This window comes from Bradyrhizobium sp. T-1, assembly GCF_053592855.1.
Genome location: NZ_CM132115.1, coordinates 6760331 through 6779483, shown reverse-complemented (window position 1 = coordinate 6779483; position 19153 = coordinate 6760331). Strand labels below are relative to the sequence as shown.

The window sequence follows — 19153 nt, the reverse complement described above, 5'->3', positions numbered from 1 at the left end:
GTGCCCGCGTCAGGAAGTAACGCTGTCTCATTCGATCCTCGAAAGCAGCGTGCAAAGCCTGCACGTCTTTCGACATCGTTTCCAGCGAACTGCTGGACTCACGGCCGACGTGGGTACAATCTCCCGCTATTGCTCGTCACCAGCCGTTATTGCCCGCTGCGCCAGCAGCCCGAAAAGCAACCGTCGCAGCGACTCTCAGCTCGGTTCGAGCAGCAGAAATCCCCGGGTGATCCAGATCACAGTACGTTGTCGTGAACTGGATCAGGTTGCTCTCATCGGATCGGCTCGAGCTGATCCGAGAGCAGCGAAGAAGTTTGGATCAGGGGAGATTGATCATGCGCTTCTTGATCGCAGCAATTTCAATCGTAGCATTCATCATCAGCGGCGATGCGGCTCTCGCGGACAAGCGCGTCGCCTTCGTGGTCGGCAACGCCGCCTACAAGAATGTCCCGCAGCTCCCTAATCCCGCGATCGATTCCAAGGCGATGGCGAGAGTGCTGCGCAACGTCGGTTTCGATGTCGTCGAGGGTGCGAACCTCAGCCGCGATGCCATGACCGCAAAGCTCCTGGAGTTCGGCAAGAAGAGTGAGGGTGCGGATGTTGCCGTGTTCTTCTATGCCGGCCACGGCATTGCCGTGAACGGCGTCAACTATCTGTTGCCGATCGACGCGGACCTGAAGTCGGAGATGGATGTCAAGCTCGGCGCGGCGATCAATGTCGATCTCACGCTGGACCAGACCATGTCGGATGCGAAGGTGAAGCTCGTGTTCCTGGACGCCTGTCGTGATAACCCGTTCGCGGCAAAGATCCGGTCGGCCAAGGCGACGCGTTCGGTCAACGTGCAGACCGGGCTTGCCGAGATGAAGTCGGGCGAAGGCACGCTGATTGCCTTTGCCACCGGCCCCGGCCAGACCGCGCTCGACGGCGAGGCTGGCACCAACAGCCCGTTCACCCGTGCGCTGGTCGCCAACATTGCCCAGCCCGGGATCGAGATCCAGCAGGCGATGACCAAGGTCCGCGCCCAGGTCAGTGACGAGACCAACAAGGGACAATTGCCCTGGGGGCACACCAACCTCACCGGCAACGTCTACCTCAATCCGGTTGGCACGCCCGCTGTGGCCACGGTCGATACATCGAACGCGCCGGTGTCGTCCGCGACCAGGCAAGGCTCCGATGTCGAGCTCGAGTTCTGGCGCTCGATCAAGGATTCCAACAAGGTCGAGGAGCTCAACGCTTATCTCACGAACTATCCGAACGGCACCTTCAAATCGATCGCGCTCGCCCGTATCGCGGCGTTGCAGGATGGACCGTCCAACACCACCCGCAACCTCTCGGCCGGGATCGATCCCGCGACGTTTACCGACGAAGCCAATCAGGTGTCCGAAGACCAGATCGGTTTGGACAAGAGCCAGCGCCGCGACGTGCAGCGCCGCCTCACCGGGCTCGGCTTCGACGTCAAGACGACGGGCGCGTTCGACGAGGAGACCCGTTCCGTGATGAAGCGGTGGCAGGCGGCACGCGGCTATCCCGCAACCGGTTATCTGAACAAGCTCCAGCACAAGGCGCTGTTGTCGGAGATCGTCTCGACCCGCGCGGCTTCGTCCGAACAGGCAGACGATGAGCCGGCGCGTCGTCGGTCCTCCGGTGGTGGCGGCCGGCGCCATTATAGCGGCGGTGGTGGCGGTCCGATGGGCGGCCCCGGCGGTCTGTTCGGCGGTATGATGGGCGGGTTGTTCGGCCGCCGCTGAGCGGCAGGCAAGCGAAAGGCGCCCCGGTTCGGGCCGCCTTTTCGTTAGGGAAACCCTTGCACACCGTTCGTCGCAAAGCCGTCGCCGCACGGCCTGCTCACGAACAAGAAATCGGCCAGATGCGCGCCTAGCAGACACCCTTCATCAGACACCGCAGACGGGGGAGCCGAGTTCCATCCAGTGCCGAGGCCGAGTGATTATCAGTTCTATCGTAATGGCCCGCCGGACCGGACCGTGTCTCTGAACGCCATGCCCATCTATATCGGTGCGGCGATGATTGCGGTGGCGATCCTGCTCTCGACGTTGATCACGGGGCTCACCAGCCGCTATGTCGGCCTCGAAGCTCCAACCGACGAGAACATGTGGCTGGTGGATCGTCTCACTGGCAGCGTCTATCGCTGCCAGGCGGAGGGGCGCGGCAAAGCCAGTTGCGAGCCCGACATCGCCACCGGCAGCCTCAGTGACCGGCCCAAGGCGCCGAGGGACAGCCGCTGAGCGCTCCTGCCCTTCCAACGCAATGTCGCCTGCGGGCTGTCTTCACTCAACTCCATGAGATGGGGTAGACGCAAAAAGATCTGAGATTGTCGGATCGACCGTGATGTCGACCAGGGCGGGCCCATGTGACGCCAAGGCCTCATCGAGCATGTGGTCAAGGTCCGCTACATCGGTGACGCGCTTGCCGGGGCAACCAAGCCCGTTGGCCAGGGCCACGAAATCGATCCCGGGAAGATCGATCCCGGGCGGGCGATGGGCCTGCATGAGCCGGCTGAAGGCACGCATCGCGCCATAGCCGGAATTGTTCAGGACCACGAAAGTGATGGGCAGCTTGCGTTGTGCAGCGGTCCAGATCGCCTGAATGCAGTACATCGCCGATCCATCGCCAACCAGGCACACGGTGCGGCGGCCAGGGCGCGCCAGCGCTACACCAACTGATGCCGGCACGCTATAGCCAAGCCCGCCGCTTGCCATGGTGTAAAAGCTGTCCGCGCCCGGCCGCGGCAGGAAGGTTTGAATGGCGGGACGGTGCGACGGTGCTTCCTCCACCACGATCGCGTCCGCCGGCATCAGCGCTGCCAGCCGGCTCAAGGCATAGGCAGACGGAATCGGATTCGTCGCGGCGGGAACGACGGGTCGCGGGCGGCCGGCAGCTGCCTCTCGCGCGATGGTATGAGGCAATGCCGACAGCAATGCTTCGACCGCCTTGGGAAGTGTGCTGATGATGGTGTCGCCGGTCGCCGCGGACGCCGCCTCGGTCGGGTCATCCGTGACCTGCCAAACGGGCGTTCCATCGTCGAGCAGGTCGCATTGTCCCTCGACATGGAAGGTGAACACCGGCGCACCGAACACGACGATCAAATCGGCGTCGCGCAAGGCGTGGGCGAGGCCTCCGGGCGAGGCGGGCAGGAAGCCGGAAAATTGTGGGTGCAGTTCCGGAAAGCTCGACCGGCTCGACATCGGGCTTGCCCATACGGCCGCCTTCGCCCGCTCGGCCACGGCGACCATCGCATCGACACAACCGTTGCGATCGACTTCGGGACCAACCACAAAGGCCGGCCTCTTCGCAGCGGCGATCGCCGTGCCAAGCCGAACGATCGCCGCCGAGTCAGGCGCAAACTCCGTCGCGATGCGCCTGGCGGGCGGGCGCGATGCGGGTCGGGCCCAATCATCCGACGGCACCGACACGAATGTCGGGCCGCGCGGATGCTGCGTGGCGGTCAGGAAGGCCTGCGCAATCGCCGCGGGCACATCCTCGGCGCGCGCAGGCTCCGCGCTCCATTTCACATAGGGCTTTGGAAACTGTTCGGCGTCCTCGGCAAAGAGATAAGGTCGCATCCGCAGCAGGCTGCGTGCCTGCTGCCCCGCCGTGACGACCATCGGCGTCTTGTTGCGGAATGCCGTGAAGAGGTTGCCGAGTGCGTGACCGAGCCCGGCCGCCGAGTGCAGGTTGACGAAGGCGGGCCGCCCCGTCGCCTGCGCGTAGCCATCGGCCATGCCGACGACGCAACCTTCCTGCAGGCCGAGCACATAGTCGATGTCATCGGGCCAGTCGCCGAGAAAGGCGAGCTCTGTCGAGCCCGGATTGCCGAAGACGCGATCGACGCCGAAGGAACGAAGCACACCGAGGGTCGCTTCCCGAACCGTCAGGATTTTTGAGTTCATTGGCCGCTTTCCCTGGGTGCTTCGTCCAACGCAATCAGAACGGATAGTGTTGAGCCTGCGTCTCGATGGTGATCCAGCGCAGATCAGTGAACTCGGCGATTCCGGCCTGTCCGCCGAAACGACCGTAGCCAGATCCCTTCACGCCGCCGAACGGCATCTGTGCTTCGTCATGCACGGTCGGGCCGTTGACGTGGCAAATGCCGCTTTCGATCCGCTGCGCCACCGTCAGCGCCCGCGCCACATCGCGGCCGAACACGGCGGCTGAGAGGCCGTATTCGGTATCGTTGGCCAGCCGCACGGCATCGTCCACGCCGCTCGCGCGGATCACCGAGACGACTGGGCCGAAACTCTCCTCGGTATAGATGCGCATGCCGGGCACGACGCGGTCGAGCACGGTTGCCGGCACGACCGTGCCGGCGCGCTCGCCGCCCGCGAGCTTGACGGCGCCCTTGCCGATCGCCTCGTCGATCAGCCCAACGACATGCTTGGCCGGGGCTTCGTCGATCATCGAGCCGACCACCACCGGGCCGGAGCGCGGGTCACCGGCCGGAAGCGCGCTCGCTTTCTTCGCGAGCTTCTCGACAAAGGACGCCGCCACGGCCTCGTCCACGATCACGCGCTCGGTCGACATGCAGACCTGGCCCTGGTTGATGAAGGCACCGAACGCCACGGCCGCGACGGCCGCATCGAGATCAGCATCGTCGAGCACGACCAGCGGCGCCTTGCCGCCGAGCTCGAGCAGCACCGGCTTGAGGTGGCGTCCGGCAAGCTCGGCGATGACGCGGCCGACGCGGGTCGAGCCGGTGAAGTTGATCCGCCGCACGGCGGGATTGGCGATAAGACGCTCGACCAACGCCGGCGCATCGGCCGGTGCATTGGTCACGACGTTGACGACACCGGGCGGAAAGCCGGCATCCTTGAACACTTCGCCGATCAGCCGGTGGGTTCCCGGGCAGATCTCGGAGGCCTTGAGCACGACCGTGTTGCCGCAGGCGAGCGGCGTCGCCACGGCGCGGACGCCGAGAATGATCGGCGCATTCCACGGCGCGACGCCGAGACACACGCCGGCCGGCTGGCGAACGGACATGGCAATGCATCCAGGCTTGTCGGACGGGATCACTTCGCCCGCGATCTGCGTGGTCAGCGAGGCTGCTTCCCGCAGCATGCCGGTGGCAAGCTTGACGTTGAAGGCCGACCAGACCTCGGTCGTGCCGATCTCCGCCATCATGATCTTGATGAAGGCGTCGCGCTTGGCATCCAATGCATCGGCAGCCTTCAGCAGAAGGCTACGTCTCGCATTCGGGCCGAGCGCCGACCACGAGGCAAGCGCGGCGGAGGCTGCCGCCACCGCGGCGTCGGCGTCGGACGCCGTCGCGGCGGCCGCACGGCTTGCGACCTCCTGCGACAGCGGATTGCGACGCTCGAACACCTTGCCGGTCGAAGCGGCCTGATCCTGGCCATTGATGAGAAGACTGACGTCCATGAGAACCTCCCTGATGTGTTGGCCAACTCAGCCGAGCAGCCGCGATTTGCTGGTTTCGTGCGCGAAGCCGAGCGCGATCATGGCCGCGCATGCGAGCGCGACGTAGTAGCCGGTGATGGCGTAGGTGGAGCCGGTCTGCGCAAACAGGCTGGTGGCGACGAGCGGCGCGATGCCGCCGCCGAGCACGGTCCCGAGCTGCTTGCCGATGGACACGCCGGTGAAGCGGATGCGGGTCGGAAACAGCTCCGGGAAATAGCTCCCCTCGGTGCCGAACATCAGCGGATGGATGATGCCCGCGGCCAGGATCACCACGCCTGTGATCAGAAGCGTGTCGCGGCTTGCGACCACACCGTAGAACGCAAACATCGAGATCGCCGCGAGCACGACACCCGCCAGGAACAGGCGCTTGCGGCCGATCCGGTCGGACCATGCGCCGATCAGCGGCATGGCCACAAGCCCGACGAGATTGGCGAACAGCACGGCCTGTGTGATGACGTCCTTCTGGACGCCGAGCTGACGCGTTGCGAAGGAGATGGTGAAGATGGCGGTCAGGTAGAAATAGGAGGTCTGTGCCATCTCGGCGAAGAACACGATGAGGATCGGCCGCCAGTGCCCTCTGATCGCCTCGACCGCCGGCACGGCCTCGGATTCTCCCGCCTCGCGGAACGTCGCGCTCTCTTCGATGCGCAGGCGCATGTAGACGCCGAGCGCGACCAGCACCGCGCTGATCAGGAACGGAACGCGCCAGCCCCATGACAGCAAATCCGCCTCCGGCAGCCGTGAAATCGCCAGCGCTGCGAACGAGGCGAGCACGACGCCGACGGGCCCCGCAGCCTGGATGACGGCGGCCGAGAAGCCGCGCCGATGGCCGGGCGCTGTCTCGACGGCCATGAGGATCGCCGCGGTGGACTCGCCGCCGAGCGCAAAGCCCTGGAGGAAGCGCAGCGCGACGAGCGCGACGGTCGCGACCACGCCCGCGTTGGCGTAAGTCGGCAACAGTCCGATCGACATGGTCGCAAGGCCCATCATGAGCAACGTGCACAGCAGGACGGATTTGCGACCCAGACGGTCACCGAAATGACCGAACACCAACCCGCCGAGCGGGCGCGCCAGAAATCCGACGGCAAAGGTCGCGAACACCGCAATGGTCGCCGTAAGCTGGTCGAACTTCGGAAAGAACAGCTGGTCAAACACCAGCGGCGCGATCAGGCCGTAGATGAAGAAGTCGTACCATTCGATCGCGGTGCCGATCGTGCCGGCGATCAGAATGCGCCGGCGGCTGCTCGCCGTCTGGCCGACGCCACCGGTGGCGGCACGATCGTCATAGTCATCGAGCGCGTTTGTCGTCATGTTGTCCTCCTCCCATGTTATTTTTCGTCTTGTTATTGGCTTGGGGCGCACATTGGATGCGTCGGGGCTCGATCAGCTTGCCAGTCGGGTCGCATCATTCGCGTCGCGTCCGAGCGCGCGGGCAAGGACGCGCCCGATCGTTCCGGCTTGCGGCGCGGCACCGCGCCAGGCCACGATCTGGTCGGGGCGTATCAGGGCGAGATCTGCGTCATAGAGTTCGCGCAATGTGCCCGGCAGCGTGACCAGCTTCAGGTCGACGCCAAGCGTGCGGATGGCCTCAGCGACTGCAGCTCGAGCCGAGGCGATCTCGCCGAATTGCAGCAGCGTCCACTCGAACCCGAACAAATCGTACAAGGACACACCGTCTTCCAGCCACGCATGCGGTGCGCGGCCGCCGGGGCAGGCGGTCGGCACGTAGACGTTTGCTGCATCAGGCGGCGGCTGGCTTCCGTCGGAAACGATGATGGGCGAACCGTCATAGCGTCCACCGAAGGTCACGCCGGGAATGTTGAATTCGGCACGGGCGTGCTGCTCGAGGTAGGCGCCGGCAATCCGCCGCGCCTCGCCGCCTTCGTCAGTATCGTGCTCGATCTCCGGCGCGGGCGCGAACAGGCCGAGGGAGTCGGCAAAGCGCCGCGCATAGTCGGTGTTGCGGAGCGCCACCGGACGACGCTCGACCTCGTAGCTGTCGAGCAGCGTCGCCGGGCTCACGCCCTTGATGACGCTTGCGAGCTTCCAGCCGAGATTGACCGCGTCCTCGATCGCGGTGTTGTAGCCGAGCCCACCGGTCGGCGTGAACAGATGCGCCGCGTCGCCGCCAAGGAAGATCCTGCCGCGCTGCATTCCGTTGGCGACCAGCGCGTGACCCGCGGTCCAGGTCAGGAAGGACAACACCTCGCATTCGATCGGTGCGCCACAGGCGCGCTGGAACGCAGCCTTGGCCTCGTTGACAGTGATCGCACTCTCGTCTTCACCCGGCCGAAGTTGCGTGTGAAATGCAAATTCGTCGCGCCCGTTCACCGAGGCCATGAAGGCGCGGCGGTCGCCGTTGAAGCAATTGTACATCCACGCCTTGGCGTGGGGGATGCTCGCATAGAATTCCGGCGAACGGAGATACACGGCCAGCATGCGGCCGCCCATGAAATCACGCTGCGTTCCGGTTTCGCCGCCGTAGACGATCCCGAGCGATTGCCGAACTGTTGAGCGCGGCCCATCGGCCCCGACCAGGAAGCTGGCCTGCACCTGAAAGCGGCTGCCATCATCGAGACATTCGATCTCGCCGACGATGCCGTCGTCGCTCTCGACATAACCGACCAGCCGATGCCCATAGTTGAGATGAATGCCGGGGAGGGCCTCGGCATGACGGCGCAGCACCGCCTCGACATATTTCTGCGAGACCCGATGGGGCAGTTCCGCTGCGCTCCAGGAGCCCGACATGGCCTTGATCAGCTCTCCCGCGCGTGACGATGACGGCAACTGAAACCGCGCGAGCTCGTAACCGGTGTAGCGGGTGAAATACGCAACGTCGGTCGGGTAATCCGCGGGCAGGCCTTCGCGCCTGATCTCGTCGGCAAAGCCCAGCCGCCGATAGTGCTCCATCGAGCGTGCCTGCGTCGCATTGGCCTGCGGGTTGAACGCCGTGCCCGGCTTCTCATCGACCAGGATCGCGGATACGCCGCGCCGGCCCAGCTCGTTGGCCAGCATCAGCCCGCATGGTCCCCCGCCCACGATGAGCACCGAGGCCGTCAGACGTGTCTCCAAGACGCTTCTCCCTACCAGCATTATCTTGCATGGTAAGGAAGCCTGACGATTTAGTCAAGTAACCTGACTAATGCTCGTCGTCGAGCGTATCGAATTTCGCGCCGTAGACCGCAAGCCCCTTCAGGATCGTGTCCATTGCCGTCTTGCCGAGCTCGCGGCGCATTTCCTGTTCGGCGATGTCGACGGCTTCGCGGAACGCATCGAGCCATTCGAGCCCGGCGGGGGTGAACATCACGATGCGCGCGCGCTTGTCGGTGGGGTCGGCGATGCGGTCCACGAGCCCGAGCTCGGCGCATTGATCGACCAGCTCGCCCATCGCCTGCTTGCTCATCGAGGCGCGCCGAGCGAGCTCCGTCAGCCTGGTCCCCTCCACATCGAGATTGCGGGTCAGGCTGACATGCGCGATGCGCGTTTCATCATGTCCTCTGTCGCTCATCAGCTCGAGGACGCGCGCTTCGAAGCGTCGCACTGCGTTGTTGAGCAGGCGACCGATATTGGCATGCCGCCACGCCGTTCCGGCCTTCTTGCTACTCAAATGATGTGCCTTCGAATCGAGCTTTGACAGTCGCCGCAGTGTGCGTCGCCGACATCGTGGTGTCCATCCAAATGCCCGGCCGTGGCGGGACGGGCGCGGCCGTGCCAGACGGTTAAGCGGTCGACGGACCCAATATCGAGCGGGCCGCAAAAAAAAATCTCTTCTCCGCGAAACGTTGTTGCGAGAGAATACGTAATTGCGAATGCCGGCATGACGCCGGTTTCGTTTTACTTAAGGAGACTTCTCGATGAAGACCTTGCTCACTGCCGCAGCCTTTATCGCGTTCGCCTTTTCGCTGTCCCCCGCATCCGCCGCCATGATGGCGTGCTCCAAGGACAACATGATGAAGTCCGCCGCCATGATGGGCGGCACCCCGGACACGCCGGCCAAGATGGCGGCGAACAAGGAAATGGCCATGGCCAACACCGACATGAGCAATGGCAAGATGAAGGGGGCCTGCATGCACTACATGAAGTCGCAGAAGGCGATGATGATGAAATAGGCGCAACGCGCGCATCATCCGGCCGCGCTGTCAGCAGCTGGCGGCGCGGCCTTTTCTTTTGCTGTCCCGGCCTTTCTCTAACTGCGAATCCCGCTACATTGCCTTTCGCAATGTCCCACGCACCCAAACCCCTTCCGCTTCCGACGATACAGGCCCGGCATATCTGGCTGCGTGCTCAGCGGCTCGACACGCGCACGCCGTTCGGGGAGGGCGCGCAAGCCGTCGCCGAAGCAATCGCCCATCTCGGCTATGTGCAGATCGACACCATCAACGTGATCGAGCGCTGCCATCACCACATCCTCTTCAGCCGCATCCCGTCCTATCGCCGTGCCGATCTGCGTCATGCCCAAAGCGTCGACAAAAGCGTGTTCGAATACTGGACCCACGCGCTGTCCTACGTGCCCTCGGATGATTTTCGCTTCTTTCTGCCGGCGATGCGCGAGCACAAGCGCGAGGGGCATCGATGGTATGCCTCGGTGATGCCGGCCGACACACGTAAGGTGATGCGGCTGTTGCGTGCCGGCCCGCTGACGATCCGCGACATCGAGGACGATGTGCTCACCGAGAAGGAACATCTGTGGCAGAGCCGCAAGCCCTCGAAGCGGGCGCTTCAGCTTGCCTTCTATACGGGTGTCGCGACCATCAGCGCGCGCCAGGGCATGCTCAAGACCTATGACCTGATGGCGCGGCATTTCGGCTGGGACAAGCTGCCGAAGCCGGCGTCAGCCAAAGAGATTACGGCCTATCTGCTCGACCGCGCGCTGCGCTCGCAAGGCGTCGTCAGTCTCGATTCGATCTGCCATCTCGATGCGCCGAGCAAGAAGGCGGTGGCAAGTCTGATCGCTTCGCGCGTCCGCCGCGGCGAGCTCCTGCCTGTCGCAATCGATGGCGCCGGCAAGCAGGAGCACTGGGCCAGGCCTGGGGCGCTCGAGCCTGCCGAGGTGCTGCCGGATCTCGCCCACATCCTCTCGCCGTTCGATCCGCTGATCATCCAGCGCAAGCGCACCAATCTCATCTTCGGCTACAACCACCTGTTCGAGGCCTATGTGCCGAAGGCCAAGCGCAAGCTGGGTTATTTCGCGCTTCCCGTGCTCGTCGGCGACGAGATCGTCGCCGCGCTGGACCTCAAGACCGACCGGCAGGCGAAGAAGCTCTTGATGCAGAAATGGACCTGGCTCGGGCAGGGGAAGAAGACGGCAGGGCGCAAGGAGCTGAAGCAGAAGATCGAGGATGAGCTCGATCGGTTTGAGCGGTTTCAGCTGGCGGAGTGAAGGCTGTTTGCCACGGTGTCGGTCCCGTAGAGTGGGCAAAGGCGCGTAGCGCCGTGCCCACCATTTGCGTCACGGAACGTTGATGGTGGGCACGCTTCCGCCTTCGCTCTTCGAGCTAAGGCGGACAAGTCGCTTTTTTTGCCTACCCTGCGAGAGCACGCGTTGTGGCGAGCCGATCGATCCAAACGCCGAACCCAATGCCCGCCGCATACGCCACCAAATTCCACAGCGAAAAGATGCGCCCCAGCAACAATGCGCCGGCCGTGCTGAGCCGGAACGCATCGAGCCCCGGCGTGTGCACCAATCGGGAAAATTCGACCACCACCGCGATCGCCATCGCGATCATCACGAGCTGGCTCCGCGTCAGCCGCGGCAGCAAAACCCCGATCAGCAGAAACACCATCGTCGCCCACAGCAGCGAGCCGCCATACTTCACCACAAAGGCGGGGAGGCCGAGCGGAAAGCCGTACCAGCGCAAGGACAGTCCGCAGGCGATCACCACCAGCGCCAAGGCCGCGCGGATCAACATGCTCCATCGCGGCGCAATGGTGTTGACCGGTTGCGCTCCGTGCATGGCTTGCATTGACTCTTTGTCCACGATGCTGAAAACCGCTTCCCAGCCCACAAAAGCAACAACCCCGGGGGGAAGCCATGAGCCAGACCACGACCTATACCGGTTCCGCCGGCGCGAGAAGCGCCATCGAGACCTCTACCATCCGCGCCATTTCCTGGCGCCTGATCCCGTTCCTGGTGCTGGCCTACTTCTTCTCCTATCTCGACCGCGTCAATCTCGGCTTCGCCGCGCTCACCATGAACGCGGAGCTGCAATTCACGCCGCTGATCTTCTCCTGGGGCGCCGGCATCTTCTTCATCGGCTATTTCATCTTCGAGGTGCCGAGCAATCTGGCGCTGGAGAAATTCGGCGCCAGCCGCTGGATCGCCCGCATCATGGTGACCTGGGGCATCATCTCGGCGCTGATGGCGCTGGTGAATGGCGTCACCAGCTTCTACGTCCTGCGCTTCCTGCTCGGTGTCGCCGAAGCCGGCTTTTTTCCCGGCATCATCCTCTATCTCACCTATTGGTATCCGGCCGAGTACCGCGGCCGCTTCCTCGCAGCCTTCGCCATCGCCGTGCCGGTCTCGACCGTGATCGGTGCGCCGATCTCGGGCCTGTTGCTCGGGCTCGACGGTGCGATGGGCCTGAAGGGCTGGCAGTGGCTGTTCATTCTCGAGGGCATTCCGTCGGTGCTGCTCGGCATCGTCACCTGGTTCTATCTCACCGACAAGCCGGAGAAGGCGGACTGGCTCTCGGCCGAGCAGAAAGCCTGGCTCAAGTCCAGGCTCGACGCGGAAATCGCGGCCAAGCGGGCGGTGAAGCATCTGTCGCTCGGTGAAGCCCTGTCCTCGCCGAAGGTGATCGCACTCAGCCTGATCTATTTCGGCTTTGTCGGTGCCCTCTATGGCATGCAGTTCTGGCTGCCGCAGATCGTCAAGGCGTTCGGGCTCACCAATGCCCAGACCGGCTTCGTCACCGCGATCCCCTATGTGTTCGGCACGATTGCCATGATCCTCTGGGCACGGCATTCGGACGCCACGCGCGAGCGCGTGATGCATGTCGGTGCGCCCATGATCCTGATCGCGGTCGCGCTCGCCGTCTCCAGCTACCTCACCAATCCCACCATGACGATGGTGGCGCTGACCTTCGCCGCGATCGGCGTGTTCTGCGTCTTCGGCGTGTTCTGGACCTTGCCGACCTCCTGGTTGTCAGGCACGGCGGCCGCCGGCGGCATCGCGCTGATCAATTCGATCGGCAATCTCGCCGGCTTCGGCGGCCCGTATCTGATCGGCTGGGTCAAGGAAGCAACGGGACAGACCTCGACCGGCCTGCTGGTTCTCGCCGTGCTGCCGCTGCTCGCCGGCATTTTGGTCTTCATCGGTGGCCACGAGACCAAGCACGAGTTCGTGGATCAGGGGCGATAGAGCCGAGCAAACGGTCCCGTACCGGTGGGCAAGGGCGTTCTGCGCCGTGCCCACCGTTTCCCGTTATCGGCCAAAGTGGTGGGCACACTTCCGCCTTCGCTCTTCGGGCTACGGCGGATAAGTCGCTCTGCTTGCCCTACGTTAGTACCTTTTTGGTAATCGACCGCTGACCCCTAGCATCTCTTAACGATCACGCTTTCCTGATGACTGACGATTATTGACTTTTATCAGTGATTATTCGACATTCCTCTCATTGCAGACGCAGGAGTGTCCTCCGATGTTCGTTCGGACCGTTTTGTCCAGCTATTCCAGGCTCTTGGCGGGTGTGTCGCTGGCTCTGATGGCGGCCGCGCTGGCTGGGTGCAACGATACCGTGGCGCAAAAGGCCGAGCCGCCGCGGCCCGTTCTGGTCGCGACTGCGCACTATGATGCCGAAACCCCGGAGCGCAGCTTCGTTGGCATCATCAAGCCCCGGATCGAGAGCGATCTCGGCTTTCGCGTCGCCGGCAAGGTCGCCAAGCGCCTCGTGGAAGTCGGCCAGACCGTGGAAGTCGGCCAGCCGCTCGCCACCCTCGATGAGGTCGATCTGAAGCTCCAGGCCGAGCAGGCCGTCGCCGAGCAGACCGCTGCCACCGGCGTGCTGGCCCAGGCCGCCGCCGCCGAGCAGCGCGCCAAGGATTTGAAGGCCAAGGGCTGGACCACCGATGCGGCGATGGATTCGAGCCGGGCCGCTGCCGACGAGGCCCGTGCGCGCCTCGACCGCGCCGTCCGCTCGGTCGAGCTGACCAAGAATTCCCTTTCCTACGCGACGCTCAACGCCGACGCCCGTGGCGTCGTCACCGCAACGCTGATCGAGCCCGGCCAGGTGGTTGCCGCAGGCCAGGCTTCGATCCGTGTCGCCCGCTTTGCCGAAAAGGAAGCGGTCGTCGCGATCCCTGAGACGCTGGTCGGACGTGCCAAGTCGGGCGCCGCCAGCGTCACTCTTTGGTCCGAGCCGGACAAGAAATATACGGCGAAGCTGCGCGAGATCGCGCCAACCGCGGATTCCGCGACGCGCACCTATCTCGCAAAGTTCTCGCTGCCCGAGGCCGACGACAAGGTCTCGCTCGGCATGACCGCGACGCTGACGCTGTCGGACGCCGCCACCGAGCGCGTCGCGCGGCTGCCGCTGTCGGCGCTGTTCAACGAAGGCGGCAAGCCGTCCTTCTACGTCGTCGACGATAATGGTGCGGTCACGCTGAAGCCGGTGGCGGTGAAGTCCTACGACAGCAACGACGTCGTCATCACCAGCGGTGTCGACGAGGGCGCCAAGATCGTCACGCTTGGCGTGCAGAAGCTCGATCCCGGCCAGAAGGTGCGGGTCGTGTCGTCACTGTCTTTCTAGGTTTCGGTCATTCCGGGTTCGCGCTTTGCGCGCCCCGGAGTGACAAAAGAAGTTGAGTTACGTCGTGTGAGGTGAGTTTCGGCCTTTGCCCCTACGCAAAGGCTGAAGCGGCGAAGCGATCCAGAACCTGCCCAGCCCCCTGGATTGCTTCGCTGCCTCGCGACGACGGTTTGAACAGAGCGGCTGTCGTTTTTGGCAATTGGATCGATTTTTTCGGAGAGTGCGATGAAGCGCTTCAACCTCTCGGCCTGGGCCGTCAGCCATCCGACGCTGGTCCTGTTCCTGATGCTCGTGCTCGGCGTCGCCGGCTTCTTCTCGTATCAGAAGCTCGGCCGCGCCGAAGACCCGTTCTTCACGGTGAAGGTGGTCAACGTCTCCGTGCTGTGGCCGGGCGCGACCGCGCAGGAGATGCAGGCGCAGGTCGCCGATCCCATCGAGAAGAAGATCCAGGAGCTGCCGTATTTCGAGAAGGTGCAGACCTATTCGAAGCCTGGCTTCACCGCGCTTCAGGTCACCTTCCGCGACTCCACGCCGCCGAAGGACGTGCCCTATCTCTTCTATCTGCTCCGCAAGAAGCTGGTCGATGTGCAGGGCCAGCTGCCCTCGGGCATTCTGGGACCGGTCGTCAACGACGAGTTCTCCGACGTCGATTCCATCCTCTACATGATGACCGGCGACGGCGCCGATTACGCCCAGCTCAAGAAGGTCTCCGAAGGATTCCGTCAGCGCCTCCTGAAGGTGCCGGGCGTGACCAAGGTCGACGTCTACGGCAACCAGGATGAGCGCATCTTCGTCGAGTTCTCGCATGCCAAGCTCGCCACCCTCGGCATCACGCCGCAGGCGTTGTTCGATTCGCTTGCCAAGCAGAACAACGTGACGCCCGCAGGCACGGTCGAGACCTCGTCGCAGCGCGTGCCGCTGCGTGTGACCGGCGCGCTCGACGGCGCCAAGGCGGTGGCCGAGACCCCGGTCGAGAGCAACGGCCGCGTGTTCCGCCTCGGCGACATCGCCACCGTCACCCACGGCTATGTCGATCCGCCCAGCTTCGTCGTCCGCCAGGAAGGCAAGGCCGCGATCGGCATCGGCGTCGTCACCGCCAAGGGCGCCAATATTCTCGAGCTCGGCAAGGAGGTCGAGAAGGCGACCGCGGAATTCATGAAGGCCGTGCCGCAGGGCATCGACGTCAGTCTGATCGCGGACCAACCCAAGGTGGTCGAGCACGCCGTCGGCGAGTTCGTGCACTCCTTCATGGAAGCGCTCGTCATCGTGCTGTTCGTCTCGTTCCTGGCACTCGGCTGGCGTACCGGCATCGTGGTCGCGCTGTCGGTGCCGCTGGTGCTGGGCATCGTCTTCGTTGTCATGAACACGATGTCGCTCGACCTGCATCGCATCACACTCGGTGCGCTGATCATCGCGCTCGGCCTACTGGTGGATGATGCCATCATCGCGGTCGAGATGATGGTGGTGAAGATGGAGCAGGGCTGGGACCGCATGCGTGCGGCATCCTTTGCCTGGGAATCAACTGCGTTTCCGATGCTCACGGGAACGCTGGTCACGGCCGCTGGCTTCCTCCCCATCGGCTTTGCCAATTCCGCGGTCGGCGAATATGCCGGCAGCATCTTCTGGATCGTGGCGATCGCGCTGGTTGCCTCGTGGTTCGTGGCGGTGATCTTCACGCCCTATATCGGCGTCAAGCTGCTGCCCGAGATGAAGGCGCATCACAACCACGATCCGCACGCGGTCTACGAGACCCGCATGTATCGTGGCCTGCGCGCCATCGTGCAATGGTGCGTCAATCACCGTATCACCGTCGTGGTCGCGACCGTCGGCGTCTTTATCGCATCCATCGTCGGCTTCGGCCATGTCCAGCAGCAGTTCTTCCCGCTGTCGGAACGGCCCGAGCTGTTCCTCCAGCTGCGCCTGCCCGAAGGTACCGCCTTCAACGTCACCGAGAAGGCGGTGAAGAAGGCCGAGACGCTGCTCAAGGACGACAAGGACATCGAGACCTATACTTCCTATGTCGGTCAGGGCTCGCCGCGCTTCTGGCTCGGTCTCAACCCGCAGCTTCCGAACGAGGCCTTTGCCGAGATCGTCATCGTCGCCAAGGGCGTCGAGGCGCGCGAGCGGGTCAAGGCCAAGATCGAGGGCGCGGTTGCCGACGGCATGCTGACCGAGGCGCGCGTGCGCGTCGACCGCTTCAATTTCGGTCCGCCGGTCGGCTTCCCCGTGCAGTTTCGCGTGATCGGCCCCGACGCCAACAAGGTGCGCGAGATCGCCTACCAGGTTCGCGACGTCATGCGGCAGAACAAGAGCGTCAAGGACGTCCAGCTCGACTGGAACGAGCAGTCGCCCTACCTCAAGCTCGTCGTCGACCAGGATCGTGCCCGCGCCATGGGTCTCACCCCGCAGGACGTCTCCCAGGCGCTGTCCATGCTGATCTCCGGCGCGCAGGTCACGACCGTGCGTGACGGCATCGAGAAGGTCGCTGTGGTCGCCCGCGCGATCCCCTCCGAGCGCCTCGATCTCGGCGGCGTCGGTGATCTCACCATCACCTCGAAGAACGGCGTCGCCGTGCCGCTGCAGCAGATCGCCAAGATCGAATATGCCCACGAGGAGCCGATCATGTGGCGGCGCAACCGCGACATGGCGATCACCGTGCGGTCCGACGTCGTCGACGGCGTGCAGGCGCCCGACGTCACCAACCAGATCACGCCGAAGCTGCAGGCTATCAAGGATTACCTCGAGCCGGCCTACCGCATCGAGCCGGGCGGCGCGTTCGAAGAGTCTGCCAAGGGCAACGCCTCGATCTTCATCCTCTTCCCGGTGATGGTCATGGTGATGCTGACGCTGCTGATGATCCAGCTGCAGAGCTTCTCGCGCCTGATCCTGGTGTTCCTGACCGCGCCGCTCGGCATCGTCGGCGCCTCCTTCGGCCTCAACGTCGCCAATGCCCCGTTCGGCTTCGTGGCGCTGCTTGGCCTGATTGCGCTCGCCGGCATGATCATGCGCAACACGGTCATCCTGGTCGACCAGATCGAGACCGACGTCTCCCATGGCCTGACCCGGCGCGAGGCGATCGTGGAGGCGACTGTCCGCCGCGCCCGGCCGGTGGTGCTGACGGCGCTTGCTGCCATCCTCGCCATGATACCGCTGTCGCGTTCGGCCTTCTGGGGCCCGATGGCGATCACCATCATGGGCGGACTGTTCGTCGCGACCTTCCTGACGCTGCTGTACCTGCCCGGCCTCTATGCCCTGTGGTTCAGGAAGAGCCTGGACGAGGCGGGTACGCCGGAACAGCCTGCCGCGCCGCAGCATGGGAGCGATGACGAGCACGCAATTCCGCTTGCTGAAGCGGCTGAATAAATGAGAAGACTACCGACGAACGAGTCCTGACACATGACACTGGTTGCGGAACATATCGAAGGCGACACCCGGGATCGTATTCTCGAGGTGGCCGAGCGGCTGTTCCGCCAGATCGGCTATCAGAAGACCACGGTCGGGGATATCGCCAAAGAGCTGCGGATGAGTCCCGCCAACGTCTATCGCTTCTTCGAATCGAAGAAGGCGATCCATCAGGCGGTGGCGCGTTCGCTGATGGGCGAGGTTGAGCTCGAGGCGCAACGAATCGTGGCGCGGCCCGGTCCGGTGGTCCCGCGCTTCCGCGAGTTGCTCACCACGATCAACCGCATGAACACCGAGCGCTATGTCGGCGACAACAAGCTGCACGAGATGGTCGAGATCGCGATGCAGGAGGACTGGGACGTCTGCTTGAATCATATGGAGTGCATTGCCGGCTTTGTCGGGCAGATGATCGCGCAGGGTATCGCGACCGGTGAGTTCGAGGCGCCGGACCTGCAAATGGCTTCGCTCTGCTCCTGCACCGCCATGATGCGCTTCTTCCACCCCCAGATGATCGCTCAGTGCGCCACCAAGCCGGGCCCGACCATCGACCAGATGATCGATTTCGTCATCGCGGCTCTGTCCCCGCGCCACTGACGGTCCGGCGGGTTTCCCCATATAACAGACCGACCGCCCGGGCTGACCGGCTCGCGGCGGCCCAGGACGGATCAACAAATTCCGTCATTGCGAGCGTAGCGAAGCAATCCAGACTGTCTCCGCCCGGGGACTCTGGATTGCTTCGCTGCGCTCGCAACGACGAAAAGGAAGCAGCGCGTGACCGACAAAGACCTGCATTTCTACGAGCCCTCCAAGGGCCACGGCCTCAAGCATGATCCCTTCAACGCCATCATCGCGCCGCGGCCGATCGGTTGGATCTCCTCGCGTGACACCAAGGGCCACGTCAATCTGGCGCCCTACAGCTTCTTCAATGCGTTCGCCTATGTGCCGCCGATCATCGGCTTCTCCTCCACCAACTGGAAAGACACGGTCGCGAACATCCAGCAGACCGGCGAATTCGTCTGGAATCTCGCCACGATGGACCTGGCCAAGCACATGAACGCGACCGCCGCACACGTTGCGCCCGAGGTCGACGAGTTCGAGATCGCAGGCCTGACCGCCGTGCCGGGCAGGCTCGTCAACGTGCCGCGCGTCGGCGAGAGCCCGGTCGCCTTCGAGTGCAAGGTCTCCGATATCGTTCGCCTCAAGGGCGCCGATGGCAAGGCGGCCGATGCCTGGCTGACGCTCGGCGAGGTCGTTGCCGTCCACATCGACAAGGCCATGATCAAGGACGGCGTCTACCAGACCGCCGCCGCCCGCCCGATCGTGCGCGCCGGCCGCCGCGGCGACTACTTCGAGATCAAGCCGGAAAACATGTTCGAGATGGCCCGGCCGGATTAGGTCCGGCCGCACTCCCTCCACACCGTCATTCCGGGGCGCGCCGTCAGGCGCGAGCCCGGAATTCATCCATCGATCTACGTTGCCGCACGATGGATTCCGGGTTCACGCTTCGCGTGCCCCGGGGGAGACATTGCGCCCCATCACCTCCCGGAACTGCCCGCACGCCCCGGCCGTTATGCCCC

15 protein-coding genes are annotated in these 19153 nt (G+C 64.1%); 9 read left to right on the top strand and 6 right to left on the bottom strand.

The window, feature by feature from the left end; genetic code table 11:
• Positions 1 to 335 precede the first annotated feature (335 nt).
• Together ACWAT4_RS32445 and ACWAT4_RS32440 are read left to right on the top strand one after the other, a co-directional pair.
• On the top strand, positions 336 to 1748 hold the full coding sequence (locus tag ACWAT4_RS32445) for a caspase family protein (RefSeq protein ID WP_449729012.1): 1413 nt from the start codon (positions 336 to 338) through the stop codon (positions 1746 to 1748).
• A gap of 249 nt (positions 1749 to 1997) precedes the next feature.
• On the top strand, positions 1998 to 2243 hold the full coding sequence (locus tag ACWAT4_RS32440; RefSeq protein WP_212428091.1) for a hypothetical protein: 246 nt from the start codon (positions 1998 to 2000) through the stop codon (positions 2241 to 2243).
• A gap of 42 nt (positions 2244 to 2285) precedes the next feature.
• Here ACWAT4_RS32440 and mdlC read toward each other — a convergent pair whose 3' ends face one another.
• The 5 genes from mdlC to ACWAT4_RS32415 all read right to left on the bottom strand — a co-directional run bounded on the left by mdlC (position 2286) and on the right by ACWAT4_RS32415 (position 9037).
• A complete protein-coding gene (gene mdlC, locus ACWAT4_RS32435; protein WP_449729011.1) occupies positions 2286 to 3908 on the bottom strand; it encodes a benzoylformate decarboxylase in 1623 nt (540 codons plus the stop codon).
• 34 nt (positions 3909 to 3942) lie between these two features.
• Positions 3943 to 5391 carry an aldehyde dehydrogenase gene (locus tag ACWAT4_RS32430; protein WP_449729010.1) on the bottom strand — a complete coding sequence of 483 codons (1449 nt, stop codon included), beginning with the start codon at positions 5389 to 5391 and terminating at the stop codon, positions 3943 to 3945.
• A gap of 27 nt (positions 5392 to 5418) precedes the next feature.
• Positions 5419 to 6741, bottom strand: coding sequence for an MFS transporter (locus ACWAT4_RS32425; RefSeq protein ID WP_449729009.1), 1323 nt, complete (start codon positions 6739 to 6741; stop codon positions 5419 to 5421).
• Between the two features lie 72 nt (positions 6742 to 6813).
• Positions 6814 to 8523 (bottom strand): FAD-dependent oxidoreductase, encoded by a 1710-nt coding sequence (locus ACWAT4_RS32420; RefSeq protein ID WP_449729008.1) that lies wholly within the window; start codon positions 8521 to 8523, stop codon positions 6814 to 6816.
• 46 nt (positions 8524 to 8569) lie between these two features.
• Entirely contained in the window at positions 8570 to 9037 is a 468-nt protein-coding gene (locus ACWAT4_RS32415; protein ID WP_212447365.1) for a MarR family winged helix-turn-helix transcriptional regulator, read from the bottom strand.
• Positions 9038 to 9284: 247 nt separating this feature from the next.
• On the opposite strand from ACWAT4_RS32415, the gene ACWAT4_RS32410 reads away from it, so the two are divergent.
• Both ACWAT4_RS32410 and ACWAT4_RS32405 read left to right on the top strand, forming a co-directional pair.
• Positions 9285 to 9539 carry a hypothetical protein gene (locus ACWAT4_RS32410; protein ID WP_449729007.1) on the top strand — a complete coding sequence of 85 codons (255 nt, stop codon included), beginning with the start codon at positions 9285 to 9287 and terminating at the stop codon, positions 9537 to 9539.
• 110 nt (positions 9540 to 9649) lie between these two features.
• Entirely contained in the window at positions 9650 to 10810 is a 1161-nt protein-coding gene (locus tag ACWAT4_RS32405; RefSeq protein ID WP_212297479.1) for a winged helix-turn-helix domain-containing protein, read from the top strand.
• A 142-nt stretch (positions 10811 to 10952) separates the two neighbouring features.
• Here ACWAT4_RS32405 and ACWAT4_RS32400 read toward each other — a convergent pair whose 3' ends face one another.
• The gene (locus ACWAT4_RS32400; RefSeq protein WP_449731294.1) at positions 10953 to 11384 is read right to left on the bottom strand and encodes a ribosomal maturation YjgA family protein; all 432 of its coding nucleotides are present in this window, start codon (positions 11382 to 11384) and stop codon (positions 10953 to 10955) included.
• Positions 11385 to 11461: 77 nt separating this feature from the next.
• Between ACWAT4_RS32400 and ACWAT4_RS32395 the strand changes: the two genes are divergently transcribed.
• From ACWAT4_RS32395 to ACWAT4_RS32375, 5 genes are all read left to right on the top strand, one after another.
• Complete coding sequence (locus tag ACWAT4_RS32395; RefSeq protein ID WP_449729006.1) at positions 11462 to 12790, top strand: MFS transporter; 1329 nt, start codon at positions 11462 to 11464, stop codon at positions 12788 to 12790.
• Between the two features lie 277 nt (positions 12791 to 13067).
• On the top strand, positions 13068 to 14174 hold the full coding sequence (locus tag ACWAT4_RS32390; protein WP_212297481.1) for an efflux RND transporter periplasmic adaptor subunit: 1107 nt from the start codon (positions 13068 to 13070) through the stop codon (positions 14172 to 14174).
• Positions 14175 to 14399: 225 nt separating this feature from the next.
• Entirely contained in the window at positions 14400 to 17537 is a 3138-nt protein-coding gene (locus ACWAT4_RS32385; protein WP_449729005.1) for an efflux RND transporter permease subunit, read from the top strand.
• A 33-nt stretch (positions 17538 to 17570) separates the two neighbouring features.
• Entirely contained in the window at positions 17571 to 18170 is a 600-nt protein-coding gene (locus ACWAT4_RS32380; protein ID WP_212297483.1) for a TetR/AcrR family transcriptional regulator, read from the top strand.
• A gap of 177 nt (positions 18171 to 18347) precedes the next feature.
• Positions 18348 to 18971, top strand: coding sequence for a flavin reductase family protein (locus ACWAT4_RS32375; RefSeq protein ID WP_212297484.1), 624 nt, complete (start codon positions 18348 to 18350; stop codon positions 18969 to 18971).
• The last annotated feature ends 182 nt before the right edge of the window (positions 18972 to 19153 follow it).

Coding starts and splice junctions, on each gene's coding strand:
- ACWAT4_RS32410 (WP_449729007.1), top strand. CDS start 9,285: ATGAAGACCTTGCTCACTGCCGCAGCCTTTATCGCGTTCGCCTTTTCG.
- mdlC (WP_449729011.1), bottom strand. CDS start 3,908: ATGAACTCAAAAATCCTGACGGTTCGGGAAGCGACCCTCGGTGTGCTT.
- ACWAT4_RS32440 (WP_212428091.1), top strand. CDS start 1,998: ATGCCCATCTATATCGGTGCGGCGATGATTGCGGTGGCGATCCTGCTC.
- ACWAT4_RS32430 (WP_449729010.1), bottom strand. CDS start 5,391: ATGGACGTCAGTCTTCTCATCAATGGCCAGGATCAGGCCGCTTCGACC.
- ACWAT4_RS32445 (WP_449729012.1), top strand. CDS start 336: ATGCGCTTCTTGATCGCAGCAATTTCAATCGTAGCATTCATCATCAGC.
- ACWAT4_RS32400 (WP_449731294.1), bottom strand. CDS start 11,384: ATGCACGGAGCGCAACCGGTCAACACCATTGCGCCGCGATGGAGCATG.
- ACWAT4_RS32385 (WP_449729005.1), top strand. CDS start 14,400: ATGAAGCGCTTCAACCTCTCGGCCTGGGCCGTCAGCCATCCGACGCTG.
- ACWAT4_RS32395 (WP_449729006.1), top strand. CDS start 11,462: ATGAGCCAGACCACGACCTATACCGGTTCCGCCGGCGCGAGAAGCGCC.
- ACWAT4_RS32380 (WP_212297483.1), top strand. CDS start 17,571: ATGACACTGGTTGCGGAACATATCGAAGGCGACACCCGGGATCGTATT.
- ACWAT4_RS32390 (WP_212297481.1), top strand. CDS start 13,068: ATGTTCGTTCGGACCGTTTTGTCCAGCTATTCCAGGCTCTTGGCGGGT.
- ACWAT4_RS32425 (WP_449729009.1), bottom strand. CDS start 6,741: ATGACGACAAACGCGCTCGATGACTATGACGATCGTGCCGCCACCGGT.
- ACWAT4_RS32405 (WP_212297479.1), top strand. CDS start 9,650: ATGTCCCACGCACCCAAACCCCTTCCGCTTCCGACGATACAGGCCCGG.
- ACWAT4_RS32420 (WP_449729008.1), bottom strand. CDS start 8,523: ATGCTGGTAGGGAGAAGCGTCTTGGAGACACGTCTGACGGCCTCGGTG.